We start from the raw sequence: 26,157 nt of genomic DNA on the forward strand, positions 1-26,157 counted from the left end.
CAAGAGGGCGCCACCTGTCCCTGTCACCTTCCGAGCGCTCCGACGGTGCCGTCAGACTGCGCCGATCGAGACCGTTATGTCTGATCGCGGGCGTCGGCGCCCTGACGCTGGCGATGAGCGGCTGCACGGGCGGAGGCGGCGCGCCAACGCTGACGCCGTCGGTCTCGCCGTCGCCCACGGTGCGCCGCTCGCTGCCGCCGCCGACGGCGATGTCCCGCGAGGAGTTTCAGCAGGCGCTTTCGGCGGTCGACGCGGCACTTAAGCCTGGATTCGACGCAATCGGCGCCGCGCAGACTCCCACCGACCTGGCCAACGCGCTCGGCGCGGTACAGCTCAACCTGGACGCCCAGGCCGGAGTTCTCGGCAACCTGCGCCCGCCGAGGCCCGAGGTCGCCTCGACCGGCCAGGTGATCACCGCGATGCGCGACCTGTCCAACGACCTGGCGACCATCGCCACGGACACCAAGGACGCCTCGGTCTGCACCGGCGGCACCGGTCTGCCCCGGGCGTCCAACGTCGACGGTGCCCAGGAGTTCCGGTTGGCCTTCCTGGCCCTCACCACCGCCGACCCCGGCCATCCGTACACGTTCGGCACGTTCCTGCCGGCCGCCACGGCGGACCCGGCCCGCCGGCCGGGAACCGGACCGCTTCCCGGCGGCCGATCGAGTGGCTACGGCCATCTGACCGTCGAGAACCAGGGCACCGCCGACTCGGTGGTCAAGGTGATGTCCGGTGGCGACCTCATCCGCGCCCTGTACGTGCAGGCAGGCGGCTCGGCGACCGTCACCGGCATCCCAAACGGGACGTACGACGCCTACTACACGACCGGCACCGACTGGGACGACGGCAACCGCCGGTTCACCCGGGACTGCGCGTTCGACAAGTTCGACAATCCCGTGGAATACACGACCTCGTCGACCAGCACGACGATCGAGTACAGCGTCTGGACGCTGACCCTGCACACCAGCGATCTGTCGAACTCCGCCCCCACCAGCCCGATCGACGCCGGCGCGTTCCCGGCGTCGTGACCGCCCGGTCCGGGCCGGCTCCCGGGGCCAACGGCAGGGTTGAGTCAAACTGAAACGTGTTACATGATCCGTCTCATGGCGCGGGCGGTGATCGTGACGGACACGGCCGCCAGGAACGCGGTGCTCTCATCGGCGGCCGAGTGCTTCGTCCGGCTCGGGGTCAGCCGGACGACCGCCGCCGACATCGCCCGCGGCGCCGGGATCTCGCGGGCCACGCTCTACCGGCGCTACGGCGGGACCGTGGAGATCTTCCATGCCGTCCTGGCTCGGGAGTCCGAGCAGATGTCGGCCGACGCCGCCGACCTGCTCGCGTCGGTGACCGACCCGTCGTTACGGCTCGTCGAGGGCATGGTTTTCGCGATTCAAGAGGTTCAGCGCCGGCCGGTCCACGCGGCGCTGTTTTCGACCGGTGACGCGGCCTGGTCGGCACGACGAGCGATACGCGCGACGTCGCTGCGCCGGATCAGCGAGGACGCGATCCGCCCGCTCATCGACGTGACCGTCACAGGACTGGCCGAACCTGAGCTCGGCGACCTCGTGGACTGGATCCTGCGGCTGATCATCTCCTACGCGGCCGTCCCCGGCCCGGGTGACCTGGATGAGGCCACGATCCGCCGTCAGCTCAACCGGCTGCTGGTACCGGCCGTCACCGCGCTTCTCGGCAGGGCGACGCCCGAAGAGATCTGAGTCCGTCTGCCACGGACCGGGGAGGGAAAACCCAGATGAAGGCACTGCAGGTGCGGGAGCATGGCGACCCGACAGACGTTCTCGCCGTGGCGACGGTCGAGTTACCGGTGCCCGGGCCCGGCGAGGTACGCATCCGGGTCGGGGCGGGTTCGCTCAACTTCAACGACATCGACCGCTGCCGCGGCAATCTGGTCACAGTTGCGACGCCACCGCCGTTCACGCTCGGAATGGACGTGTGCGGGGTGGTCGACGCGGCCGGGGAGGGCGCCGACGCGTGGGTCGGCCGACGCGTCGTCGCGATCACGAAGAACGCCCTGGGTGGCCTCGCCGAGTACGCGATCGCGCCGGCGGTATCGGTCTTCGAGGCGCCGCCGGGGCTCGACGACGCGGAAGCGACCGCCTTCCTGTTGCCGTTTCATACCGGCGCCCTCGCACTGCTGCATCGGGCCCAGCTGACCCCCGCCGAGACGTTGCTGATCCATGCCGGGGCCAGCGGGCTGGGGACCGCCGCCATCCAGCTCGGGCAGGCGATCGGGGCCCGGGTGTTCGTCACCGTCTCAAGTCCGGCGAAGGCCGAGGTCTGCGAACAGCTAGGCGCCGAGGTCGTCATCGACCACACGAAGGACGACTTCGCCGAAGCAGTCCTCAAGAACACCGACGACGTCGGGGCGGACGTCATCTACGACCTGTCCGGCGGCGCGTTCGTCGGCAAGTCCTGGACGTGCATCGCCCGCGACGGCCGCTACGTCCCGGTTGGCTTTGCCGACGACCCGGAGAACGGCATGGCCGGCCGACCGCTGCGCCTGGCCTGCATCGGCAATTTCTCGATCGTCGGGGTGATGCTCGCGTGGGTCGACCAGATCGACCCGGGAATGCGTCGGTTCGGTCTCAACCCGTTCGGCCGCGAGACGGCGGACGAGGTGCACGGCCAGCTCCTCGACCTGCTGGCCGCCGGTTCGATCCGGCCGTTCGTCGGCCGTCGCGTCACGATCGAGGAGGCGCCCGCGGCGCTCGGCGACCACCAGGCGCGCCGCTCCATCGGCCGCACCGTCGTAGAGCTCGGCGCCTGACGGCGATGGCTACCGAACCGACGAACGCCGTCGCCCCGACACCCGCGGCCACCAACCCGGCCGTCCCCGGCGTCTCCCCGGCTGTCGAGGCCGAGACGGCGGAAGCCGCGGCCGACCCAGGTCCGTTAGCCAACCCGGCCGGCGACCCTGCGAAAGCCGCGCCGGTCAGGGAGTACACCTGGCGAGACGCCGAACTGCGCAACCCGCCGCTTCGCCTGCTCAACGCGGTCGGCGCTGGACTTCGCCGGCTTCGGCTCGACCGGCCGGCGCTGTCGCCCGAGAAGGTCGTCGCCGCGGCCCAGGCCCGGGCCCGCGCGCAGTTCGGGGCCGATGACCTCGGCTCGGCCAGCTATCGCGAACCGCTTGAGCGTTACCTGGCGGCGGCCGCAGCAGAGGCCGACCTGACCACCTTCGGCCGTCTACTCGTTACCCGGATGCTGGCGAACGCCCTGGTCAACCGAATCGCCCTGCACGCCTGGACCACGGCGCACCCGGAAATCCGCTCCGAACAGATCGAAAGTCCGTGGATCATCGTCGGCCTGCCCCGCACGGGTACCAGCCTGCTGTCGATCCTGCTCGGACTCGACCCCCTTTCCCGCCCACTGCGGCAATGGGAGGCGGCCCATCCCATTCCGCCGCCGACGTTGGAGACCGCCGCCGAGGACCCGCGTATCGCGCAAAGCGCCCGAGAGCTCGGGCAGCTACTCAGGCTCAACCCCGCGCTGGGCGCGATGCACCCGTTCGGCGCGACCGTCGCAGAGGAGTGCATCGCGCTGTTCATGTACGACCTGCGCACCCTGGGGATCGAGACGCAGGCACATGTCCCGTCCTACGGCCGGTGGCTGGAGACGACGGACATGACCCCGGCCTACGCCCAGCACAAGCTGGCCCTGCAGGCCTTCCAGTCCGCGCAGCCGACCGGCCACTGGGTGCTCAAGTCACCGAACCACCTGTGGTGCCTGCCGACGTTGCTCGCGGCGTACCCGGATGCCCGGGTGATCTGGACCCATCGCGACCCGGCCCCCGTCGTCACCTCGCTGGCCAGCCTCAACAACGCCGCTCAGCGCCCGCTGACCAGTCGCACCGATCCGCGTCCGACAGCCGAGGAGTGGAAGGGAAAGGCTCGCCGGGCCATCAGCGCCGCGATGGCGTTCGACACCGACAACCCGCCTGGCTGGTGCGTCCACGTTCGCTACGACCAGCTCATGGCCGACCCGGTCGGCGCCGTCGCCAGTCTCTACGAACGCTCCGGCCTGACCGTCCACGAGCTGCATGCCCGCCGGATGCGGGCCTGGCTCGCCCAGGTCCCCCAGGACGCCCATGGCCGCCACCGTTACACCCCGACCGACTTTGGCTGGACCTACCCGCAGCTCACCACCGAGTTCGCCGACTACACGACCCGGTACGCCGTCCCCACCGAAACCTGACCGATGCGGAGCTGGACGCCGGCTGGCACCGCCCACGGGACCGATGCCGGTGGCGTCAGCCCTGCAGCCCATCGGCCGGTTCGTGCTCGGCGCTCCACTCCGGGTCGACAAGATCCGCGTAGTCGGGGTGCTTGCCGATCCAGGCGCTGATGAAGGGGCAGCGCGGCCAGACCTTCAGCTGCCGGGCCCGGGCCTCGTCGAGCACACCCCGGGCGAGGTCGCCCCCGACGCCCTGACCGGCGAACGCCGGAAGCGTCTCCGTGTGGTTGAACGCGATGATCCCCGCGTGCGCGGTGTAGGTGACGAACCCGGCCAGAACACCATCGATGTCCAGCTCGAACCGGTGCCGCGCGGTCACATCGGTCAACGTGCGCTTACCAGACATCGCTGTCGCTCCTCGGTGACGGGTGCCGCAACCCCACGCTCCTTTGTACAGGCCCGCTCCCGGCGCCCGGTCGATCACGGGCAGATCAACCTGAATTATCTAGATGAATCAAGCCCTGGTCGAGGCCGGCTCCAGCCCGTCCCACGGGCAGCCATGGCGCGCGCCCGCGAGGGCCGGACGATTCGCTCGACGTCAATACATCTAAATCTTAAGGTGGGGTCAGGGCCGGACGGCGACCGTTCGACCTGGGTGGGGCCGGGTGCCGGCCCCTGAAGACGGAGGTGGGCGATGACGTTCCGGGTCGTGCAGTGGACGACGGGCAATGTCGGACGGCAGTCGGTCGAGGCGATCGTGGCTCATCCCGACCTGGAGCTCGTCGGGTGCTTCGCGTGGTCGCCGGACAAGGCAGGGCGGGATGCCGGCGAGTTATCCGGCATCGCGCCGACGGGGGTGCTGGCGACCGGGGATGTCGACGCCCTGCTCGGCCTGAAGCCCGACTGCGTGGTCTACAACCCGATGTGGCCTGACGTCGACGAGATCGTCCGCATCCTGGAGTCGGGCGCCAACATCGTCAGCACGGCGGCCTTCATCACCGGTCACTCGCTTGGGGACGGGCGTCGCCGCATCGCCGAGGCGTGCGCGCGGGGGCAGTCCTCGATCTTTGGAAGTGGTATCAACCCGGGCTTCGCGGACCTGGTCGCGATCGTGTCGGCCAGCTGCTGCGACCGGGTGGACAAGGTCGTGGTCACGGAGACGGCGGACATCTCCGGCTACGACTCGCCGGCCACCGAGCTGCCGGTCGGGTTCGGGCGGCCGATGGACGATCCGGAGCTGCCGCGGATGACGGCCTCCGCGACGGCCGTCTTCGAGGACGCGGTGCGGCTGCTCGGCGACGCGCTCGGCGTCGAGTTCGACGAGGTGGTCTGCGAGGCCGAGTACGCGCGGACGACCCAGGACGTCGATCTAGGGTCGTGGCAGATCGCCGCCGACCACGTCGCCGGCATCGCGATCAGCTGGCAGGGGCGGATCGGTGGGCGCACGGTCGTCGACCTGCGGGTGCGCTGGCGCAAGGGCCAGACCCTCGACCCCGACTGGGAGATCAACACGGGGTACGTCATCGAGGTCCAGGGCCGCCCGACGATCCGCACGCAGATCGACATCGCACCGCCCGCCGACTTCGAGTGGAAGACCCTCGGGGACTTCATGGTGCTGGGAATGGTGATGACGGCGCTTCCCGCGCTGAACGCGATACCTGCCGTCGTTGCCGCGGCCCCGGGGATCGTCACCTACACCGACATCCCGCTCCCACTCCCCCGCGGCCGCGTCCGGATCTGATCGCCAGTCGTCATCGAACAGCTGACCGATGGCCGACGCTAAACTCGGCTGCGATGCGACTCATGCTGCTCCGCCACGGCCAGACTCGCTACAACGTCGCCGGCGCCCTGGACACCGCGCGTCCAGGGGCCGGGCTGACCCCGCTCGGGCACGCGCAGGCACAGGCCCTGCCGGCGGCCTTCGACGGTCAGCAGATCTCGGCGATCTACGCCTCGGTTCTCGTTCGCAGTCAGCTCACCGCGGCTCCCGTCGCCGAAGCCCGTGGGCTGACGGTCGGGGTGGAAGAGGGCGTCGAGGAGATCGTCGCGGGCGACCTCGAGCTGCGGGGCGACCAGGAGGCCATCGCCACCTACCTCGACGTTGTCAGCAGCTGGATCCACGGCGACCTGAACCGCGCGATGCCCGGCGGCGAGACCGGCCGTGTGTTCGCGGACCGGTATGACGCCGCCATCGCGAACGTCGCCGCAGCGCACGCCGACCAGGACGCCGTTCTGGTCGTCAGTCACGGCGCCGCGATCCGGGCCTGGGTCGGCATTCGGGCCGGCGGCGTCGGCTCCGTCGAGGATCTCTGGCTCGCGAACACCGGAATGGTCACCCTCGAGGGCGACCTGTCGACCGGCTGGAACCTAGCGCGGTGGCACTCCGAGCCGATGGGCGCGGCCTCACTTTCCGATGTGGCCGCGCACGATGTCACCGGCGCCCCGGTCCGCGAGGCCGTCGCGGAAAGCCGCGAGGCCGGGTAACCGGGGTACTGCGCGTCAGCGCAGCGGTGTTCTGTTCGAGACGTCAGCGTTCGCCTTCGGCGGCTGGTCGAGAGCGCGGTTCTGGCTCCGCACCGGTGATGTTGGTGGAAAGCTGGGGGCTGTGACGCGCGAAGGCGATGTGGACCGCGCGTTGGCCGGCGACGACGGCCGGCAGCCCGATTTCCTTGTCAACTACGTCGAGACGGTCGGCGCCGATCGGCTGTGGGCGGAGTGGATCGCCTGGCAGCTCGCGGCGGCCGGACTCTGGCCGCTGGTCGAGGCCTGGGACGCTGTGCCGGGCAGTTCGCGGGTCAGCTGGTTCGATCACGCGATTCAGGTCGCCCAGCGCACCCTCGTCGTCGTGTCCCCGGAGGCGCTGGCGGCGCGAGGCGCGGTCGCGACCTGGGAGGCGGCGTTCCGCTCCGACCCGGACGGATCGGGGCGGCGCCTCATACCGGTCAAGGTTCGACCGTCCACCTTGCCGGGCGTCCTCGGCGGCCTGGTCGCGATCGATCTGGCCGGGCTCGACGAGCAGGAAGCAGCCGAGACCTTGGCCGCCGGCGTCGAGGCGGCGATCAACGGTACGGCCCGCCCCCGCACCGAGCCGATGTTCCCGGGCACCGCCGACGCCCCGGCCGGGGCAGGACCGTCCTTTCCCGGGCCGCAACTGCCCGACAAGCTGGTCGAGCTGCTCAACCGGGTGACCGAGGCTTACCTGGAACGCTTTCCGGATGCCGCGGTGACCCGGGCCGTCAGCCCGGACGGCCTGCGCTATCTGGAGATCCTGGCCAGGGTCGACGGCGAGCCTCGACGCTGGACGGTCGGCGTCCACGCCGGAGACCTGGACGAGGCGGTGCTCGCCCGGTTCCTCGCCGAGGTCCACGCTCCTCGGCTGGAGACCGACGAACTCGCCGAGTCCGAGCTGGTTTACGACGGGGTGATCACCGACGGCCAGCTGCGGGTTCGGGCCCGACGACGCGGCGTCGAGGTGGCCAGTCTGCGCGCGGTCGAGCGGGGCTGGGACCCGGCCGAGTACCGCGCCCGGCAGGCCGCCCTGCTCGCGGCCGACCAGGTCTACCCGCCGGAGCTCTATGTGCCCCAGCGGTACGTGCGGTTCGACGAGCCACCAGGCAGCCCGGCACACGCCGACGTGTTCGGCGCGGTAGTGGACTGGCTCGACACCCGGGACGCACGCCTCGTCCTCGTCCTCGCCGACTTCGGGCACGGCAAGACGTTCTTGACCCGCGAGCTTGCCCGGCGGGTCCCGCTACTGCTGCCCCAGCTGACACCGATGCTGATCAGCCTGCAAACCTACGAGAAGAGCCACAACCTCGACACGGTGCTGGCTGTGCACCTGCAGGAGTCCGGCGAGGACAGCGTCTCGGCTCGGGCGGTGCGCCGCATGCTCGACCGGGGCCAGATCCTGCTGATCTTCGACGGCTTCGACGAACTGGCGATCCGGCTGACCTACGACGGCGCCGTCGAGCACCTCAACATGATCTTCTCGGCGGTGTCGGGCCGGGCGAAGGTGATCGTCACCAGCCGCACCCAGCATTTCGCCTCCGACGAGCAGTGGCGTGCCGCGCTGCGGGCGGAGGACCAACGGCGAAGCGGCCCGCCCGTCCGGCCGGGGCAGCCGTGGCTCACCGCCCTCGGCGCGCAGGTCCAGCTCTTCCCCGCCGCCCGCACGATCCGCCTGACCGGCTTCGACGAGGACCAGATCCTGGAGTTCCTCACCCGTCACTACGCTCACGCCGGCGAGACGGCCCCGGGCGGCGCCGCGCGGCGCCGCCTCGACCTGCTGGCCGGCGTCGCCGACCTGCGCGGGCTCTCCAGCACGCCGCGGATGCTCGCCTTCATCGCCGACCTGGCGGAAGTGGACCTGCTCGCGGCTCGGGCAACCGGCGGGCAGATGACCCAGGCAGACCTGTACCGGCTGCTCGTCGACCGCTGGCTCACGCTGGAGACAGGCCGACGACGCCCCACCCGCGGTTCCATGCCCACCCTCTCGACCAGCCAGCTCGCGATCGCCGCGCGAGCGGTCGCGTTGCGCCTCTGGACCAGCCGCGCCGATGGCCTCGACCTTGCCAGCCTCGCGACCGTCGTCGACCAGACGTTTCCTGAGCTGGGCCCTACGACGCTCGACCCGGCCCAGGCCGTCTTCACGATCGGCTCCGGCAGCCTGCTCATCCGCGACGAGGCCGACCGGTTCCGCTTCGTCCACTCGTCCGTCCTGGAGTACCTGGTCGCCGTCACCGCCGCCGACCAGATCACCGCGACGGGTGACAGCCCGGCGCTGCGTGAGCGCGAGATGTCGACGCTGATCGTCGACTTCCTCATCGGCGCCGCGAATCGGACGGCTCTGGAACGCTGGGCCCGCGCCATTCTGGGTGAGCGGTTCGCCCCGGAAGGGCGGGCCGCCGCCGCGGGCCTCCCGTCGGGCATCCAGGCGGAGCCACAGCGTGCGTCGCCCGGCGCCGCGGCGATCGTCGGCGCGCGCCCCGAACGCGGCGGCACGGCACGCGCGAACGCACTCGCCGTCGCCAGTCGCCTGGGACTGCGCGAACTACCTGTCGACCTGGCCGGCCAGGACCTGCGCGGCGTCGACCTGTCCGGCCGCGTGCTGCGCGGCGCGAACCTGCGCGGGGCCAACCTGTCTGGTGTCCGGCTCAGCGACGTCGATCTGACCGACGCGGATCTGACCGACGCGGATCTGACCAGCGCGTACCTCGTGCGGCCCCGCCTGCACCGGACCCGCCTGACCGGTAGCCGCTGGCGGGACGCGGCGCTGCTCGCTCCGGACCTGGACGAGCAGGCCCGCGCGGCAGCCGAGCTTGTGCCCGCCGCGATGACCGGTCGCGACCCGGTACGTGTCTGGCGACTACCGCCCGCCGAATCGCAGTGGAGCCGGGTCGAGGCGCTGGAGTGGTCACCGGACGGCACGATGCTCGCCATCGACAGGGCCACGGACACGGTGATAGCGACCGCCGACCTGCGGCCAGTCCAGGTGATGGCCGGCCACCCGGCGTTCACCCCCGACGGCTCGTTGCTCGCCGTCGACCTCGGTGCGGGCGTCATTCGCCGCTGGGACGCACGCGGCGGCGAACGGGTACGAAAGCTCGCCGGCTACGCCGGTCTGCTGTCGAGGTGGGCCCTCAGCCCCGATCGTGCCGTCCTCGCCACCGTCACCTACCCCAGGACCGCTAGCTGGCCCCGGGACCAGGACTACACGTTCCGCCTCTGGAACGCGGTCACCGGCGAACAGGCTCACCAGTCGACCGGCGTCCGGTTCTCCGCGATCGCCTTTACGCCCGACGGGCGGATGCTGGCGGGTGCCCGCGACAACGAGGCCATACAGCTCTGGGACACCGCCACCGGCAGGCAGGTCCGCCAGTTCGTGGACCTGCCTGGTTCGGTCGACGCGATGACGTTCAGCCCGAACGGCAGCGTTCTCGCGGTCACGGGCACCAACACCGTGGCGCTGTGGCGGGTCGCCGACGGCAGGCGGATCCGAACAGTCACCGTCGGCCGGCTGCTCGGCGCGGGAACGGTGAACGCGGTGGCGTTCTCCCCTGACGGAGGCGTACTCGCCGCCGTCAGCAACGATCGTTCCGTTCGGCTGTGGGACAGCGGCACCGGACGGCGACTGCGCAGGCTCACCGGTCACACCAACCGGGTGGGCGCTGCGGCCTTCACACCCGACGGCGGCACGCTCGCCACGGGCGACGTCGACGGCACCACCATCCTGTGGAACCCGGCAACGGGACGGAAGGTCCGACAACTGACCGGCCCTGGAGGCGTGGTCAACGCGGTCGCGTTCGCCCCCGACGGCAGAACACTTGCCACCGCGGGCGGGGATCGCACAATCCGTCTCTGGGACACCGCCACGGGCAGACAGGTCCGACAGCTTTCCGGACGCCTCGGCGCAGTGACCACCCTGGCTTTCGGCCCCGACGGCGCCACTCTCGTGTCCGGTGACCACGACGACGCCGTCATCCTGTGGAATGCGGCGACGGGTAGGAGGATTCGCGATTTCGACGGCGGAGTCGGTTGGGTGACCTCTGTGGCCGTCGCCCCGGACGGGAACACGATTGCCGCCAAGACGAACATCGGCCAGGTAAATCTCTGGAACGCCGACACGGGCAGTGTGATCCGCAGCATCTCCTTCACCGCCGTCGACACACCGGATCCGCTGGTGTTCACCTCCGACGGTCGGTTCGTGCTCAGAGGCTCGCGCTATCTGCAGGCAGCGGACGTGGCGACCGGCACGCGGGCGAATCTGCTGGCCGAGAGCACCGGCGAGGTACGGAAGGTGGCCTTCGCCTCCCGCGGCGACACCTTCGCCACCGCCGACGAGGACGACGGCGTCGTGTGGCTCTGGAGCGCAACGACCGCGAAGCGCATCCGCCGGCTTGCCGGGAAATCACGGGCCGTGAACAGGATGGCCCTCTCGCCTGACGGCGACACGCTGGCGATCGCGGACGGGGGTCCCGGCATCCAGCTCTGGCACACCGCCACCGGCGAGCAGGCCCACCAGCTCGCCCATCCCACCGGGATGGTGGAGTCGGTCGCCTTCAGCCCCGACGGCGGCACCGTCGCCACGGGCAGCCGGGACGGAACCGCCATTCTCTGGGACGTCGGCTCGGGCACCCGCGTCGCCACGCTCACTGGCCTCGCCGACGGCGCCTGGGCCGTCCTTCTGCCGGACGGGAGTTACAAACTGTCCGGCGACGCGGGCCAGGAACTGTGGTGGACGCTGGGGAAGCTGAGATTCTCGGCGGGCGAACTCGACCATCTCGACCCATCGATCCGGCGCCTCGCGCCCGATTCTCCGCTGCCGCGCCCGGTCACGAACACACCCGACGGCACGAAGAGCCGATCCACGCCACGGCGGCGCCGGAACAGTTGATCCAGCGGGCTCGATTTGAGCCCGAGCCATGGTGTCTGGTCAGGCGATGGCAGGGCGAGTGGAGTCGGCGTTGGGCTCGAAGAACTTCTTCATGAGATCGGTCGGCCAGTCAGTCGCGCGGTTGGCCGCCTTGTCGACGTGGGCAACGGTCATGACAGCCCGAGAGAGGGACGTACCCATGAAGTCAACCATTTCGCACTCGACGAACGCGTCGGGGCCGCGGAACTCGCGGACGAAGGACGTGATGTTGATCTCCTGATCGCCCCACACCGGCCGAAGGAAGTCGATCTCGATGCGCCGGACCCAGGTCATGAAGGGCAGCGTGGCCAGGGTCTTCAGATCCCAGCCGGCGTAGACCCGAAGACCTTCCATACGGTGGTCGACGTAGTACGTCGCGTATTGCCCCGTATTCACATGGTTGTACGGGTCGAGTTCCGAGAACTTGACCCGGTGCTTAGTCGTGTAGACGATCGGTTTCCCAGACATCCGACTCCCTTTCTCCGGAGCGCGTCCGCGTTCCCGGAGGCTGCCCGACGCACGGCCGTGTGTCGAGAACCCAACAAAGGTCCATTGGGTGCAGAACTGGGGTGCCGGCCAGCGGCCTCCTACATGAACGCGAGGCTAGGACCTTCTCGCTGGAAAAGCCACGCTCTTTTCAACCCCTGAACCACCCGCTTACCGTGGCCAGGGCTGCGCAACTCGTCACGCCGCCGCCCTGGCCCGGTCCATCGCGGCGCACGCCGCCTCCGCGTCGAGCGCCAGGCGGTCGACCACCCGCGAGGCCGTCGGATCCGAGGCCACCCGGCCGAACAGCCCGCCGGCTAGCCTCCAGGCTCTGGGAGGATGTGCTCGTATCGGCGGCCTGGTCACCTGGAGGTAATGACGGTGTCGGCGGCGGTCCTGAACATCGTGATCGGTCTCCTCACGAGTCTCATCAGCGGCGGGTCCGTGTGGGCTTGGCAGCGCGCGAACGGTGCCCGCGTGCTGCGACGGAAGGCGCTGTTCTTCGGACTGGAGCGTGGCGGCACCTGTCTTGTCATCCTGAACAACAAGTGGGACGCGCCGGGAAGTACCAGTCATCACGATGTGCACGCGATGATCGAGGTGGCGGTCCTGGCCAGCGAGGCCGCCTGTTCGGTCTCCGTCCAGTCTTCCACCGGATTCCGTGAAAGCAACGGGAACCGGACCGAGTTCTGCATAGGAGGCCCGGAGTCGAATTCCCGCACCGCTGGCCACGTGGCCGCCCAGCTGCCGGGCGTGACCGTTCATCCGTTTCATGCCACGAGGGCAGATTCGGCGGTCCTTACTGTCGGGGAGCAGCTGTTCGCGCTCGACCAGGGCCGACGGGAGTATGCCCTCGTCGCGAAGTTCGCCCCGACCGGTGCGAGCAGACCCGTCATTCTCATCTGCGGCCAGACCGCGATCGCCAACCGAGCCGCGATTCACTTTCTCAGGCAGAATTTCCGCGAGGTGTCGAGGGTCGTCGGGGCGATCGACCGGTTCTGCGTCATGATTCGAGTCGACGGGTCGGACACCTACGGCCACCAGGCCGCCGTCCTCGACCGTGATGTCACCGCTGACGCGTTCGCCGCTTGACCGTCCGGGCTGTCAAGGCTCGGTCGTGGCCGGGCGAGGCGGCCGCGTGGCCCGTCGACGAGCAGGGCGACCAGGCCGACGGCGACGCCCCGACGGCCGATTTCCACTCGGAGTCGCTGTGGAAATCGGCCGCCGGGACTCGCGGTCGCTCAGGCCGCGCGGTTCGCCGTGGCGTGCACGACCTGAACGATCCAGGCGTGGCCGACGACGACCTGAGCGAACTCGGTGACGTCGTGGCCGCCGTGCAGAAAACGGGCCGGGCGAGGAAAGACGATCGTTCCGTCTGTCGCCGCCGTCGCCCGGGCACGGTAACCCGCCCGCAGCGCCGCGTTGACCTCACGGTGCCTACCGACCCTGAGGATCGTTCCGGCGTCGCGAACAACCTGGTTCCGGAGCGCGTCGACCTTGGCTTCCGCTCGGGCCGCCTTCCTTCGTAGCCACTCCGCTTGACGCGCCCGGTATTCCAGATCGGACTCGATGTGCTGGAGCGCGTGCCGACCGATCAGGTTGTCGGGAACGAGCCTCGCGAAATGCGCCACCTGCTCGGACGGCGGCGCCTCCCGCAGGCTGGCGTCCCGGTCCACCTGGGCGCCAGCCCACCGGGTCAGCGGCCCGGTCTTGTCGGCGGCCCGGCGAGCCCAGACGAGCTGAGCGATGTCCTGAGCCCGGCGGCGCTCCTCGAAATCCGCCTCGAAATCGGTTTCCGCGACGTCAGCCAGTTCTGACGTGAGGGCACCGTCAAAGGCCGTGCGGCGGGCGATGACGAGCAGATCCCGCTGACGGGTGCGCTGACGCCGGTGAACCCGCCGCCGCTGCTCCCGCGCGTACGTGCGCGCGGTCGACGGCAGCACCGACTCGGCCATGTCCTTGACCTTCTCGCCGTGGTTCCGCATCGCGTGAGCACCTCCCGACCGCACCATTCCGGGGCGACGCCGCCGGTTCTCCCGGTGTCTTCTTTCTTCCCCGGCGCGGCACAGAATGCCCGAAAAGTCAGTATCCGTGCAAGGCATTTTGCGCCCTTGCGGTCGACTTGGGCGGCAGGCCCGCAGACCCTTTGACCTCGGCCCCGAGACGACACGCTCAGGCGCCTGGGAGCCGACTGCCGTAGCCAGACGGCCGGGGGCGGAACCCGGTGCTCGTGGATGAGACCGCACAGGCACAGTGCGGCTGTGGGAGGAGTGGTCCCGCTACCTGGCCGGCGAGGCATACCAGAACACCTGCCCCTACCAGCCGTCATTCTGAGGAGTCGGGCACGGCGTGAACCCGGCGGTCAGACGGCGGTGAAGGTGGTAGGCAGGGCGGTGAGGCCGCGAACCCACACAGCGGGCGTCCAGACGAGGTCGCGAGTCGGGATGGCCAACGTGATGTCAGGGAGACGGTCGAGGAGAACCTCGACGGCCGTCTCGGCGATCGCCTCGGCGAGATCCTCGGCGGGCATGGGGCATCGATGCTCGCCGAGGCCGAACGCCAGGTGGGCTTGGTTGCCGGCGGTGCCCGCACAGGCGTCGGGGCGGATCGTCGGGTCGGCGTTGGCTGCGGCGACGCCGAGAACGAGCATGTCGCCGGCCTGGATGCGCTGCGCGCCAAGCGAAGCGGACCGTACGGCCCAGCGGCCAGTGAAGTTCGCGACCGGCGGGTCCTCCCAGAGCACCTCGGCCATCGCCTGGCCGACACTGCGCCGTCCACCGGCGAGCGTCGTCGCGAACCGATCATCGGAGAGCAACAACCGCAACGTGTTCCCGATCCAGTACGCGGTCGGCTGCTGCCCGGCGCCAACCAGCACGAAGATGTCCTGAATCGCCTCCTCGTCCGTCAGCGCCGCCGGATGGGCGACCAGCCGGGAGATCACATCGCGCCCGGGTGCCGAGCGCCGCTGCGCGACGAGCCGACCTAGCAGCGCGCTGATCCGGCCGTGCGCGTCAAGTGCGTCCGGGCCCTGATCGAGGATCCGCACGAGGTCGAGCACGACCGCTGCCGTCTCGTGCGCCGGGATACCCAGAATCCCGGCAATCGCCCGCGCGGGCAGTACATGGGCGTACTGGTACATCAGCTCAGCCTCGCCGGTATCGGCGAACCGGTCGACCAACTCGTCCGCGATCCGCGCACACTGCGACCGCAGGTCGAACAGGTTGACCTCCGTGAGCACGTCGTGGATGGCACCGGAGCGACGGGCGTGCTCGGCGCCGCTCACCCACATCACCGAGTCGGCCTTGCCGACGGCTGGCAGCAGCGGCCATTCCGGTGGGACCAGGTCCCAGGCATTCCAGCGGGCGGAGTCTCGGTCGAAGAGCTCGCCGTGGCTGGCGACGAAATGCGCCTCCCGGTACCCGAGCACCAGCCAGGCCGGAACGTCGCTCTCGAGCAGGACTGGTGCTACGCCCCCGCGCTCGGTGCGCAACTGCCGGTACAGCGCAACGAGACTCTGGCTGACACCGGGGCCGTAGAGTCGAAAGGCGCCGGTATGCGCCGGGTAGCGCGCGGCAAGCACCCTGCTGCGGCGCGGCTCGCTGTAAGGCGCCGCGGGCTGCGTGCTGGACAGGTGGGTCATCGCTATCTCGGCCCCTTCGGGCATGTCTCCAGTTTCGTCCAACGGATCAGGTGAGGCAGACGCGCGGACAGGATGGGTCGCTCCGCCAGCCGACGCTGGCCGTCTCTGCCACATCCCGTCCATCGACAAGCCAGCGGGCCGAGTGCCGCAAAGGCTTACACCCTCTCACTGCGACCGGCAATGACGGCGATCGCCCCGTCGACGGGCATGGGGGCCGCCCCTTCCGCCCAGCGGTCAGCGCCGGTCCTGGCCCGAGGCGACCTGGTCGGACCGGCCGCGGCGGTCGTCGCCGGGGTCGCGGACGCTGTCGTGGTCTACCGGGCGTTCAAGGGGCGGTCCGGGCGCCCCTTCGGCCAACTGGCGCCGCAGACGCACGCCGCCCACTCGACGGATAGCGCTCCCGCACCTCGGCGACGATCCGCACAGCCCGCTCAAGCAACTCCGCCGCCGGGCTATCCGAGTTTACTCACCGCCGTGTCGACCACAACGGAAAGGCATCCTGGCCAGACTGAACCGACAGCAGGTATTCCCTCAGTTCCGGCGCCTCGATCCCGGGCGCCTTGATCGCTTCCGCGAGCCGTCGGCACGTGAGAAAGTCAATGCCTCGCCGTCGAGCATCGTCGATGTACGCGACCACTCTCGCCGTAAGCTCGGCACGACCCGGTCGCACATCTCCTAGAGACAGGCTTTCAAGCCTACGCCGTCCGTAGTCGATCTCGGATGTTCCCCGAGCGGCTCGAATCTTATCCTCGACCTCGGCCAAAGAGCGAGTGTCGGTGAGAAGCAGGGCTAGGAGGCTTCCCTCGTAAATTGGACGGAGATCGGCAACGTAGACGTCCGCGCTCTCATCCGTCAGTTCTACTGTCGCCCCTTCACCGCGCAACTCGACGGATCCGCGGTGGCCTTGTGCGGCAGCGGCTAGGAGCGCGGTGGCCTCCGTTGGGTGCCATTCGAGGATCTTGCTCACAGCCTCGACGTCGTGAGGGCCGAGGGGCGCTGCGCGTCGTCCGCCGAGGCCGCGAAGCCTATTTAGGACGGCGGAGGCGGCGAGTTCGCCGTCCAAGCCCGGCCCGGCTACGACCAACTCCGCGGGGACGCCGAGCCTCGTGCAGGCGGCGATGACCAGCATGTCGGCGAGAGGGCTCATGAGCTCGGGCTCGTCCCCTCGCGCGACCGCGTCTCCGCCGACGTCGACGAGCGACACCTTGTCGACGTCGGCGAATTCGATGATCTCCCTCACCTGTGCGCGGATCCCGATTGCTCCCTGGGCGGGGTCAAGAAGCAGGAGAGGCGTCTCGATCGATCCCGCGAGCCGAGGGAGGGTCGAACCGCTAGGCAGGTTCACAGCCGTGGACGACAGGATGCGGGCATTCAGGCTGCCGAACGGCTGAAGGCCGCTGAAGTCCGCAGCACTCCGCGGGCCAGGCAACGGGTCGACGCGTAGACGCTCCCAGGCATAGGTGAGAATCGCGACATCAACATCGGGGTGAGACGCCCGGCCGACCATCACGGCCCCCAGGGCGTCGCCGCCGCCGCCGGTGGCCACTACGTAGTGACACGATCAGACGCTACCGGAGAGCGCTTGGAAACAACCACCCAGACGTCATCGCGGCGGCGGACAATAAACGACTCGATGTCGACTTTGAACCTACCATACTTTAGCCCGATCGAACCCGCACCCGGACCCCTGGCCAGGCCCTCCGGCGAAAGCGCGTTTACCTGACGTCGACATCTGTAGGTGCAGAAACCGGGCAGGCTCCCTGGCGCGAAGAGCTGCACCGCCCGCTAACTAGCTCGATTGCGGTGATCGCCGATTTCGCGGCGACCACTTGCACGCGGGACTGCACATTGGGTGAGATCGAGTAGCTCCGCCGCGGACCGAAGCCTGTCGAACCGCCCCTGGCTGCTACGGCGCCCGGATGACCGGCGGAGGCTTCGCCGGCTGCGTCCTCGCACTCGTCAACGCCGACGTAGCCGAACGGTTTACCGACACCGTCATCCGCGCCTACCACACCACGACAGGCACAGACGCCGCCGTCCACCTCTCCCGGCCGGTCGCCGGAACGTCACTGCGGACGATACCTGTGTCCCCACTGCGCTGACACAACCCGCGCTACACCGCCTGCGCCACGGGGTCGCCACCTACCTCGTCAGCACCGGCAAGATCCTCAAAGCCCGAGCCCGCCTCAGCGACCGCGCCCCCGCCACCACCATGCACCACTACACCCATGCCACGCCGGGACGACCAGGACATCACCGACGACCTCCTCCTCAACCAACACCGAGCATGACCAGCAACGACCTCTGACCACGTCGTTCGCGGCAGTCCGCTGCAACGCCTCGGGGCCGCAGGGCCACCGGACGGGCTCCTCCGACGGACACCACCCCTCTCGACTTTCAGGACGGTCTCTCCTGGAAAATTCTAGGACGAGGTCTTCTGTAACTGGCTTGGCGCGTCTAGAGTGCCGTGACGGGAACGTGCTGGGTGCGACGGTGAGGAGAGCCGATGAGAGCCGCTGTGCTGCGGGAGGGGGTCGTGCAGGCGCGGGTCATCGACGACCCGGTTCCGGGGCCGGGCCAGCTGCTGGTCCGGTCACTCGCGTGCGGGATCTGCGCGTCGGACGTCCACTTCATGGATCACCTGGCGGCGGGCGTCGAGGACGACAGCGGGATGTCGACCTACGACCGCGAGGTGGACATCGTCATGGGCCACGAGTACTGCGCCGAGGTCGTCGACTACGGCCCCGGCACCGAGCGGCGCATCCCCGTCGGCACCCGGGTGAGCTCACTGCCGGTGCTGTCCACGACCAGCGGGCGGAAGATCATCGGGCAGAACCCGCAGACGCCCGGCGGCTTCGGTGAGTATCTCCTGCTCGACGAGGCCATCACCCGCGTCGCGGTCTCCGAGCTTCCGAGCGAGATCGTGTGCATCGCCGATGCGATCTCGGTCGGCTGGTCGGCCGCCTCCCGCGCGCAGGTGAGCGCGAAGGAGGTGCCCCTGGTCATCGGCTGCGGGGCGATCGCGTTGTCCGCGATCGCGCAGCTGAAGCGGCTGGGGGTCGGCCCGATCCTTGCCGTGGACTTCGTCGCCTCGCGGCGGGCGACCGCGCTGGCGATGGGCGCGGACGTGGTCATCGACCCCGCAGAGATCTCTCCCTACCAGGCCTGGCGTGACGTGGCCTATGGGCCGCCCGAGGCGATGAAGGAACTGATGGCGGTGGCTGGTCTGCCGGGCTGTGTGGTGTTCGAGTGCGTTGGCATTCCCGGAGTCCTCGATTCGATCATCAAGGGCTGTGAGCGCGGTACCCGGATCTTCTCCGTCGGTGGCCCGCCGGAGGGCGACCACCTGCACACCCTCACCGCCAAGCGGAAGGGCATCAGCATCCAGTTCGGCGGCGGCCCGTCGATGCAGCACTGGGACGAGGCATTTGAGGCGGTCTGCTCGGGCAGCCTCGACGTCACCCCGTTGCTGGGTCGGACCGTCGGTCTCGACGAGGTCGGCGACGCGTTGGACGCCTCCCGTGACGCCAACGGACCGGTCCGCATCGTCGTCGTTCCCTGAACCGCGTCCGCAAGCCGCGGCGCTGAGGAACGAGCGGCGACACGGTCGGACCGCACGCTGTCTGGAGGATCAATGAAGATCGGGTTCATCGGGCTGGGCAGCATGGGACTGCCGATGGCGCAGCGCCTCGCGGCGCAGGGTCACGACCTCACCCTCTACGCCCGGCGGGCGGCTTCGCTCGAACCGTTCGCGGGCACCGGCGTCACCATCGCGGCCACCCCGGCGCAGATGGGTGCGTCGCTCGACGCGGTCGGTATCTGCGTCTTCGATGCGGCAGGTGTGGAAGAGGTCCTGTTCGGGCCGGACGGCCTGGCCGGCACCCTGCGACCCGGAGCGGTCGTGCTCGTCCACAGCACGGTGGCACCGGCACAGATCCGCGCGATCGCCGAGCGGGCGGCGACGCACGGCCTGCGCGTCCTGGACGCGCCGGTGAGCGGGGGGCAGCCTCGGGCTCTGACAGGCGAGCTGACAATCATGATCGGCGGGGACGCGGAGACACTCGCGGACGTCACCGAACTGCTCGCGGCACTGTCCAACCATGTCGTGCGCCTCGGCGACGTCGGGGCAGGGTCGCACGCGAAGCTCATCAACAACACGATGTTCGCCGCGCAGATCGCGCTCGCGGACGACGCGATGATGGCCGGCGAGGCGCTCGGGGTCGACCCCGCGGGCCTCGCGGCGGTGCTGGCGACCAGCAGTTCGGCCTGCATAGCCTCCGGGGTGCGCCTGCGCGCCCCGTCCCTCGCCGGTCTCGCCGAGTCACCGGCGAACCTGACGCTCACCAAGGATGTGACGCTGATGGCCGACGTACTCGGCAACGCACCCGGCAAAGACCTCGTCGAGGTGGCGCAGCGTTTCGTCGCCGCCATGCGGGCACGCTGAATGTCGACGGATACGACCGTGCCGACCGCCGCGGGCCGGCTGGGCCTGGAGCACCAGACCGTCTTCGGACTACCGCCGGTCGAGTTCGTGCATCTCGCCGCTGATCTCGGCTGCAGGTACATAGCCGCGGTACTGACCGGCAACCCGGTCAACCCACACGGCTATGAGCCATTCTCGCTGCGCGACGACACCGCGCTACGCCGGCGGACGATCGCGGCGATGCGGGAACGCGACGTGTCGATCTCCCTCGGCGAAGGGTTCGTCGTCCGTCCCGGCAGCGACATGCGCGGCCACGCCGCCGATCTGGACGTGATGGCCGAGCTCGGCGTCGCGATGGTCAACACCGTGACCATGGACCCGGACCTCGACCGCAGCCACGACGAGTTCGCCACCCTCGCCGAGCTGGCCAGCGAACGCGGGATACAGACGACGATCGAATTCGCACCCTCGTTGACCATCAGCGATCTCGACGGCGCTCTGGCGGCCATCCGCCACGTCGCCCGCCCCGACTTCCGGCTCCTCATCGACACCATGCACCTGGCCCGCGCCGGACACACCCCGGAAGACCTCGCCGCCCTCGATCCTGCGCTGATCGCCTACGCACAGCTCAGCGACCACACGACCCACCAGCGCGGCACCGTCTACCGCGAGGACACGATCGACCGGATGGTTCCAGGCGAAGGCGAACTCCCACTCCGCGACATCCTCGCCGCACTCCCCACGGACATCGTCATCGGACTCGAAGTCCCCATGCTCTCCGCGGCCCAGGCCGGCGAGCCGACCGAACAACGCGCCCGCCGCTGCGTCCAGGCAGCACGCAACCTGCTAGCCGCCATGGACGCTGACCGGGTACCCAAGGGCTAACGGTGACAACAGCTATGGCAGGCAACATCGCCCAGAGCTGGCGGGAGGCTCGCGCAGGTTCTCGCTCACCGGCCACGTCGGGCCATTCGCGAGGTTCGTGATCGCCTGCCTGGCGATCTCGGCGGGCGTCGCGGCGCCGGGGGTCGGGTGAAGGTCGTCGGGGTTGGCCACGCCTCCGCGGCGGCCCGGCAGCCGGCGCAGAGCGGCAGTGTCGGTGGCTCCCAGATCCACGCTCAGGACGTCCACATCCGTGTCGCACAACTCTGCCCAGAGCGCCTCGATCATCACCAAGCCAAACGCCCTTGATGCGCCGTAGGCGACCGTCTCCGCGGCTCCGGCAGGTACGGCGACCGAAGATACGAGGACGATGCCTCCGCTCCCTCGGGCTGCCATGTGCCCAGCGAAGTGATGGCACAGTTGCATCGGCACCACACAGTTGCGGTGCACCATCGTCAGCGGGACATCCAGCGGGTTGTCGAGGAATGGCTGGTAGGCCAGGCCGGCGCCCGCGTAGTACATCAGCATCCCGACATCAAGGCCACCGGTCGCGTCGAGGATTTTCGCCATTGCGTACGGTCCGGAGAGGTCCAAAGCCATCGCACGGGTCTGGACGCCGGTGGCCGCCCGGATGCTGGCGGCTAGATGGTCCAGGGCGTTCTGCCGATGGTCGAGCAGCACCACGTTGAGCCCGCGTTCCGCCATGGCCCTCGCATACGCTGCGCTCACCCCTTCCGAAGCGCCGGCCACGAGCGCCCATGGACCATAGCGTTGCCAGAAGGCGACGTGATCAACGGCCACGAGCGGATTCTCCGATCAGCCGACCCGATGATTCGGAGGTGGCGTTTTCCCTATGCGCAACGGCGGTGAGCTCGCTCAGGCCATCTGACCGGGCCACCAAACTGCGGTTGCCATCGTCGGGCCGGCTCAACACAGGCAAAGCCCGGACGCTCATCCGACCGTGTCCGGGTCTGTCAGCGACGGGGTGGTGTGCCGACGGCCATGCCACCGTCGACCGCGAGGACCAGGCCGGTGACGTGGGCGGCGCGGTCGCTGGCGAGGTACAGCGCGGCCTCGGCGACGTCGCGGGTCTTGCCCTGGTGGGGCAGCGGCTGCAGGCGGGTCACGGTGGTCTTGTCGAAGGCGGCGTTGATGTCTGTGGAGATGTTGGCGGGGGCTATGCAGTTGGCCCTGATGCCGTGCTCGCCGACTTCGACCGCCAGGCACCGGGTGAACTGGATGACGCCGGCCTTGGCTGCCCGGTAAGGCAGCATCCCGATTCCGGGGGTGACCCCGGCGCCTGAGGCAATGTTGACGATCACGCCGCCGCCATGATCGACCATGTGCCGAGCGGCGCTGCGGCTGCAGGCCATGACCCCGTAGAGGTCGACGGCCACTACACGCTCGAAGTCACGCAGGTCGTCGTCGAGGAAGCGCCGCAGCCCGCCGGACACACCGGCGTTGTTGCACAGCACGTGAAGGTCGCCGAAAGTCCGGACCGTGAAGTCGACGAGTGCGTGCGCCTGCGCGGGCTCGGAGACGTCGGTCCTGCAGAAGGCGGCGCGCTCACCGAGCTCCGCGGCGACGGCCTGACCGCGGTCGTCGATGTCGGCTATGACGACCTTGGCGCCTTCCGCGACGAACCGCGTCGCGATCGCGAGGCCGATCCCGTTGGCGGCACCGGTCACGATCGCGACCTTGTCCGCGAGGTCTCCGGTCGGCGTCATGCCGGAGTGAATTCGATGTGCAGCTTCTGCAGGCCGCGCAGGATGTAGGTCGGGTGGTATCGGAAGCGCCGGGCCCCCGGGGGCCCGTGCTCAGCGTCGGATATCCGAATGTCGGTCGTGCGATCCAGCAGGCGCTCAAGGGTAATCCGGCCCTCGGCGCGGGCCAGCGGTGCGCCGGGGCAGTAGTGGGCTCCGTGACCGAAGGCAAGGTGCTCGCGGGCGTTGTCCCGGTCAGGGAGCAGTTCGTTGGGATGATCGAACTTGCGCGGGTCACGGTTCGCGGCACCGTTGAGGACCATCAGGGTGGTCCCGGCCGGCAGGTTTACATCACCCACAGTGACAGGTACTTTGCTGAGCCGAAAGTCGCCCTTGATCGGACTTTCGAACCGCAGGATCTCCTCGATGAACCCGGGGATCAGGTCCCGCCGGTGCCGTAGCTGTTGCTGAAGCTCCGCGTCCTCGGCGAGGACCTGGACGGCGGCAGCCAGCATGCGCACTGTCGTCTCCTGCCCTGCCGCGAACAGGTTGGCGGCCAGGCGCACCACGTCGATGACCTCGGGTGTCGTGCCGTCCTTGTACGTGGCCCTCGCCAGCCGAGTCAGGACGTCTTCGCGCGGGGACCGACGACGATCCTCGACGTAGGCGGTGAAGGCCTCGTACAGGAACTTCAGCGGGGTGTGGGCCAGCTGCGCACCATCGGTGTTGCCAAACCCGCCCTTGACCTGGCCGGTGCCGCGTCGGAACAGGTCGTGGTCCTCCTCGGGTACGCCGAGCAGGTCAGCGATGACCACCATGGAGAATGGCCCGGCGAAGTCAGCGATGAACTCGCACCGGGAGTCGTCCAGGAACTCGTCGAGGTACCGGTCGGCCAGCCCCCACATGGCCTCCTCGTTCTGCTTCAGCCGACCGGGCGACAGCAGGCGCATGAGCAGGGCGCGGTGCTGGGTGTGCTTGGGCGGGTCGAAGGTCGGTAGCTGGTCGCTGTAGGGAAGCCCGTCCCGGTGCGCCTCGATGAGCTCGGAGATGTCGTCACCCTCAAGTGGAACCGGGAAGCCGGGGAACGGACCGGTCACTGCTGTGCATGAGGAGAATCGGTCGCTGTCGCGATAGATCGCGAGGGCTTCGTCGAAGCCGGTGACCATCACCACGCCCTGGTGCGGCTCCCGCGACACGGGGCACCGCGCCCGCAGCGCGTCGTAGTACGGGTAAGGGTCTACCACCAGCTCCTGACTGGTAAAGAAGTCCGCTGCGTCGATGTCGTCCACGCCAGTCTCCGATTCAGCAAGCATCGTTCAGTCGCGAGACGCGGCGGCCTCGGCCTGTCGAGCGGACCGCCGCCCTACGCCGGCCCGAGGAAAGGGACGATGGGCGGCAGATCGAAGATCGTGCGGATGCCGGGTTCGGCAGCGACGAGGTAGGGGATCGTGTTCACGGCCGGGGTCGCTGTGTAACCCGCCAGGTGCTGGGAGTACCCCTCGTCGGTCGTCCCGTAGGTGACTCGCACCTGCATGGGCGCGTCGCCCTTGGTCGTGAACAGCCAGCCCTCGCCGCCCACGTTCCAGTCCTGGTCGAGATCCTGGGTGCAGAACCAGTGCGACCGGAAGGTCAGGAGCGGTTTGCCGTCGCGCATGCCCGCGACGGTGTTCCGCTGGGCGGCCATGGTGCCCGCCTCGATGACGTAGCCGTCCGAGAGCGTGTAAGGCTTGGTGGCGCGGGCGACCTGCGATCGCACCTCGAAGCCGTCGAGCGGCAGTCCGATCGCGTCGGCGAGAGCGGCGAGTGACTGCTGGTAGCCCACGAAGGCGGTTCCCATCCGCGCAGGGGAAAGCTCGGTGGTGGCGACCGGCGAGCCAAACCCCATCAACTTGATCATTTCGGGCCCCACCGAGGCCGGGATGTCGGCGTACTCGTCGATGGTGAGCTCGTCGAAGCGCCGCATGGGATACAGGAGCGTCAGCGGCATCGTGGTGGTGCTGTAGCCCGGGCTGCTGCCCGTGGCGTGGATCGAGGTCCGGCCGCGCTGGCACGCCTCCTCGATTAAGGCCCGGATGGCCGGATCCATCGCCGAGGCATAGAAGAACTCGTTGCGCGTGGTGATGACGTTGATCCCGGAGCTGAGCAGTCGGGTCAGGTCGTCGAGGTCGAAGCCCTCCTGCATATACAGCACACAGTCCGGCTGCAGCGCCACGACGTCCTCGATGTCGTGAGTAGCACGGATGCCGATCGGGTCGATCCCCGCCAGGACACCGGCGTCCTGACCCACCTTGCTCTCCGAGTGGACGTAGAGCCCCACGAGCTCCAGGTACGGGTGCTCGACGATTCCGCGGATGGCCTTCTGCCCCATCCGCCCCGCCGCCCACTGGACGACGCGGTACGTCTTGCCCGAGTGCTGACCGCCGTTCGACGCGCCCTTGGCCATCGAGGTCCTCTCGCCCGGTCGCCGCAGCCCACCCGGGCGTGCGGCTAGTTGATGTTAAAAATGACAGTAGCAGTCAAAACTCACCGACGTCCATGATTACTGGCCAGCTAGACTTTGGAGACCATCATGCCTGGCAGTACGGGAAGATCTCTGCCCGCCGGCCCGCCGCAGGTTGGCAACTGAGAGTGTTCCGAGTGTCATACGATGATATTTCGAGGTCGAAGAGGAGACGAGGCACCCGGTGGACGGCGAATCACGCGTGGAGGTCGGGGGGCGCAAGAGCGAGATGACCCGTCAGCGACTGCTCATCGCCGCGCACCACCGCTTCCGAACACACGGCTACGTCGCGACCACCGCGGCGGCGATCGCCGAGGACGCCGGCGTCACTGAGCGCACCTTCTTCCGCTACTTCCCGGCCAAGTCCGACGCGCTCGTCGACGAGTGGCGGCTCCGGCGCAAGCTCCTGAAGGACGTGCTCGCCACGTCGGAGGCGCCCGAGTTGCTGGAGGTGGCGCGCGCGGCCATGCGCGCGTTCACCGACCACCTGCGAGCGAGCATCGAAGACGGGCGTGACAGCGTTCTGCGCGTCCTCAACGAGCGTGAGGCCTCCACCGCGGTACTGGAGGTGCTCCTGGCGGTGGAGCATGACCTGACGTTGGCGCTCGCCCAGCGTGCCGGGCGGTCCTCCGAGGACTTCGAGGTGCGACTGGCGGCGTACGCGACGGTCGGGGTGTTCCGGGCGGCGCTGCGTGCGGTCGTCGCACTGGGCATGGCCAGCTACATCACCGCGCTCGTCGACGACGGGATGGAGCGGCTGAGGTCGCTGTACGCGGGCCTCGACCGGGCTCCGTTCGTCCCCGTCGACCGGCCGGGGACGCGCTGACGGCGGACCCGAGTCCACTGTTTGACAGTGGCTGACATTTCCGGCACTCTTCGGCGTCAACCACCGCATGCGTGGAACTCTCCCGAGGAGCTGCG

The 26,157-nt window shown here is 69.3% G+C and carries 22 protein-coding genes; 13 read left to right on the top strand and 9 right to left on the bottom strand.

Annotation, left to right across the window (positions count from 1 at the left end; genetic code table 11):
* The first annotated feature begins 113 nt into the window (after nucleotides 1-113).
* The 4 genes from I6A60_RS08765 (at nucleotide 114) to I6A60_RS08780 (ending at nucleotide 4,212) form a co-directional block, all read left to right on the top strand.
* A complete protein-coding gene (locus I6A60_RS08765; protein ID WP_238435050.1) occupies nucleotides 114-1,028 on the top strand; it encodes a hypothetical protein in 915 nt (304 codons plus the stop codon).
* Between the two features lie 75 nt (nucleotides 1,029-1,103).
* Nucleotides 1,104-1,715, top strand: a complete 612-nt coding sequence (locus I6A60_RS08770) for a TetR/AcrR family transcriptional regulator (RefSeq protein WP_203012614.1) — start codon at nucleotides 1,104-1,106, stop codon at nucleotides 1,713-1,715.
* Nucleotides 1,716-1,750: 35 nt separating this feature from the next.
* Complete coding sequence (locus I6A60_RS08775; protein WP_203012616.1) at nucleotides 1,751-2,785, top strand: zinc-binding dehydrogenase; 1,035 nt, start codon at nucleotides 1,751-1,753, stop codon at nucleotides 2,783-2,785.
* Between the two features lie 5 nt (nucleotides 2,786-2,790).
* On the top strand, nucleotides 2,791-4,212 hold the full coding sequence (locus I6A60_RS08780) for a sulfotransferase (RefSeq protein ID WP_203012617.1): 1,422 nt from the start codon (nucleotides 2,791-2,793) through the stop codon (nucleotides 4,210-4,212).
* A gap of 55 nt (nucleotides 4,213-4,267) precedes the next feature.
* Here the strand turns inward: I6A60_RS08780 and I6A60_RS08785 are convergent, their stop codons facing one another.
* The gene (locus tag I6A60_RS08785) at nucleotides 4,268-4,597 is read right to left on the bottom strand and encodes a GNAT family N-acetyltransferase (protein ID WP_203012618.1); all 330 of its coding nucleotides are present in this window, start codon (nucleotides 4,595-4,597) and stop codon (nucleotides 4,268-4,270) included.
* Nucleotides 4,598-4,885: 288 nt separating this feature from the next.
* Between I6A60_RS08785 and I6A60_RS08790 the strand changes: the two genes are divergently transcribed.
* The 3 genes from I6A60_RS08790 to I6A60_RS08800 all read left to right on the top strand — a co-directional run bounded on the left by I6A60_RS08790 (nucleotide 4,886) and on the right by I6A60_RS08800 (nucleotide 11,584).
* Nucleotides 4,886-5,932, top strand: a complete 1,047-nt coding sequence (locus I6A60_RS08790; protein WP_203012620.1) for a dihydrodipicolinate reductase — start codon at nucleotides 4,886-4,888, stop codon at nucleotides 5,930-5,932.
* Nucleotides 5,933-5,985: 53 nt separating this feature from the next.
* Complete coding sequence (locus I6A60_RS08795; protein WP_203012622.1) at nucleotides 5,986-6,675, top strand: histidine phosphatase family protein; 690 nt, start codon at nucleotides 5,986-5,988, stop codon at nucleotides 6,673-6,675.
* A gap of 121 nt (nucleotides 6,676-6,796) precedes the next feature.
* The gene (locus I6A60_RS08800; protein ID WP_203012629.1) at nucleotides 6,797-11,584 is read left to right on the top strand and encodes a TIR domain-containing protein; all 4,788 of its coding nucleotides are present in this window, start codon (nucleotides 6,797-6,799) and stop codon (nucleotides 11,582-11,584) included.
* A gap of 39 nt (nucleotides 11,585-11,623) precedes the next feature.
* On the opposite strand, the gene I6A60_RS08805 is transcribed toward I6A60_RS08800, so the two are convergent.
* A complete protein-coding gene (locus I6A60_RS08805) occupies nucleotides 11,624-12,070 on the bottom strand; it encodes a thioesterase family protein (RefSeq protein WP_203012635.1) in 447 nt (148 codons plus the stop codon).
* Nucleotides 12,071-12,463: 393 nt separating this feature from the next.
* Between I6A60_RS08805 and I6A60_RS08810 the strand changes: the two genes are divergently transcribed.
* Nucleotides 12,464-13,180: a hypothetical protein gene (locus tag I6A60_RS08810; RefSeq protein WP_238435052.1), complete on the top strand. Its 717-nt coding sequence runs from the start codon at nucleotides 12,464-12,466 to the stop codon at nucleotides 13,178-13,180.
* 149 nt (nucleotides 13,181-13,329) lie between these two features.
* On the opposite strand, the gene I6A60_RS08815 is transcribed toward I6A60_RS08810, so the two are convergent.
* The 3 genes from I6A60_RS08815 to I6A60_RS08825 form a co-directional block, all read right to left on the bottom strand.
* Nucleotides 13,330-14,073 carry a hypothetical protein gene (locus I6A60_RS08815; RefSeq protein WP_203012636.1) on the bottom strand — a complete coding sequence of 248 codons (744 nt, stop codon included), beginning with the start codon at nucleotides 14,071-14,073 and terminating at the stop codon, nucleotides 13,330-13,332.
* A gap of 377 nt (nucleotides 14,074-14,450) precedes the next feature.
* A complete protein-coding gene (locus I6A60_RS08820) occupies nucleotides 14,451-15,752 on the bottom strand; it encodes a cytochrome P450 (RefSeq protein WP_238435053.1) in 1,302 nt (433 codons plus the stop codon).
* Between the two features lie 442 nt (nucleotides 15,753-16,194).
* Nucleotides 16,195-17,274 carry a DUF1152 domain-containing protein gene (locus tag I6A60_RS08825; protein WP_203012637.1) on the bottom strand — a complete coding sequence of 360 codons (1,080 nt, stop codon included), beginning with the start codon at nucleotides 17,272-17,274 and terminating at the stop codon, nucleotides 16,195-16,197.
* 373 nt (nucleotides 17,275-17,647) lie between these two features.
* Between I6A60_RS08825 and I6A60_RS08830 the strand changes: the two genes are divergently transcribed.
* From I6A60_RS08830 to I6A60_RS08845, 4 genes are all read left to right on the top strand, one after another.
* A complete protein-coding gene (locus I6A60_RS08830; protein ID WP_203012638.1) occupies nucleotides 17,648-17,830 on the top strand; it encodes a hypothetical protein in 183 nt (60 codons plus the stop codon).
* Nucleotides 17,831-18,234: 404 nt separating this feature from the next.
* Nucleotides 18,235-19,290: a zinc-binding dehydrogenase gene (locus tag I6A60_RS08835; protein WP_203012639.1), complete on the top strand. Its 1,056-nt coding sequence runs from the start codon at nucleotides 18,235-18,237 to the stop codon at nucleotides 19,288-19,290.
* A 72-nt stretch (nucleotides 19,291-19,362) separates the two neighbouring features.
* Nucleotides 19,363-20,172: an NAD(P)-dependent oxidoreductase gene (locus tag I6A60_RS08840; protein WP_203012640.1), complete on the top strand. Its 810-nt coding sequence runs from the start codon at nucleotides 19,363-19,365 to the stop codon at nucleotides 20,170-20,172.
* Complete coding sequence (locus I6A60_RS08845; protein WP_203012642.1) at nucleotides 20,173-21,036, top strand: sugar phosphate isomerase/epimerase; 864 nt, start codon at nucleotides 20,173-20,175, stop codon at nucleotides 21,034-21,036. It begins immediately after the preceding gene.
* A 12-nt stretch (nucleotides 21,037-21,048) separates the two neighbouring features.
* Here the strand turns inward: I6A60_RS08845 and I6A60_RS08850 are convergent, their stop codons facing one another.
* The 4 genes from I6A60_RS08850 to I6A60_RS08865 form a co-directional block, all read right to left on the bottom strand.
* A complete protein-coding gene (locus I6A60_RS08850; RefSeq protein ID WP_203012646.1) occupies nucleotides 21,049-21,834 on the bottom strand; it encodes an SDR family oxidoreductase in 786 nt (261 codons plus the stop codon).
* A gap of 173 nt (nucleotides 21,835-22,007) precedes the next feature.
* Nucleotides 22,008-22,760, bottom strand: coding sequence for an SDR family NAD(P)-dependent oxidoreductase (locus I6A60_RS08855; RefSeq protein WP_203012648.1), 753 nt, complete (start codon nucleotides 22,758-22,760; stop codon nucleotides 22,008-22,010).
* Nucleotides 22,757-24,049, bottom strand: a complete 1,293-nt coding sequence (locus I6A60_RS08860) for a cytochrome P450 (protein WP_238435054.1) — start codon at nucleotides 24,047-24,049, stop codon at nucleotides 22,757-22,759. The genes I6A60_RS08855 and I6A60_RS08860 overlap by 4 nt, the downstream gene beginning before the upstream one ends.
* Before the next feature lie 50 nt (nucleotides 24,050-24,099).
* The gene (locus tag I6A60_RS08865; RefSeq protein ID WP_203012652.1) at nucleotides 24,100-25,179 is read right to left on the bottom strand and encodes a dihydrodipicolinate reductase; all 1,080 of its coding nucleotides are present in this window, start codon (nucleotides 25,177-25,179) and stop codon (nucleotides 24,100-24,102) included.
* 286 nt (nucleotides 25,180-25,465) lie between these two features.
* Between I6A60_RS08865 and I6A60_RS08870 the strand changes: the two genes are divergently transcribed.
* Nucleotides 25,466-26,062 (top strand): TetR/AcrR family transcriptional regulator, encoded by a 597-nt coding sequence (locus I6A60_RS08870; RefSeq protein ID WP_203012654.1) that lies wholly within the window; start codon nucleotides 25,466-25,468, stop codon nucleotides 26,060-26,062.
* The last annotated feature ends 95 nt before the right edge of the window (nucleotides 26,063-26,157 follow it).

Source organism: Frankia sp. AgB1.9 (genome assembly GCF_016786355.1).
Taxonomy (GTDB): Bacteria; Actinomycetota; Actinomycetes; order Frankiales; family Frankiaceae; genus Pseudofrankia.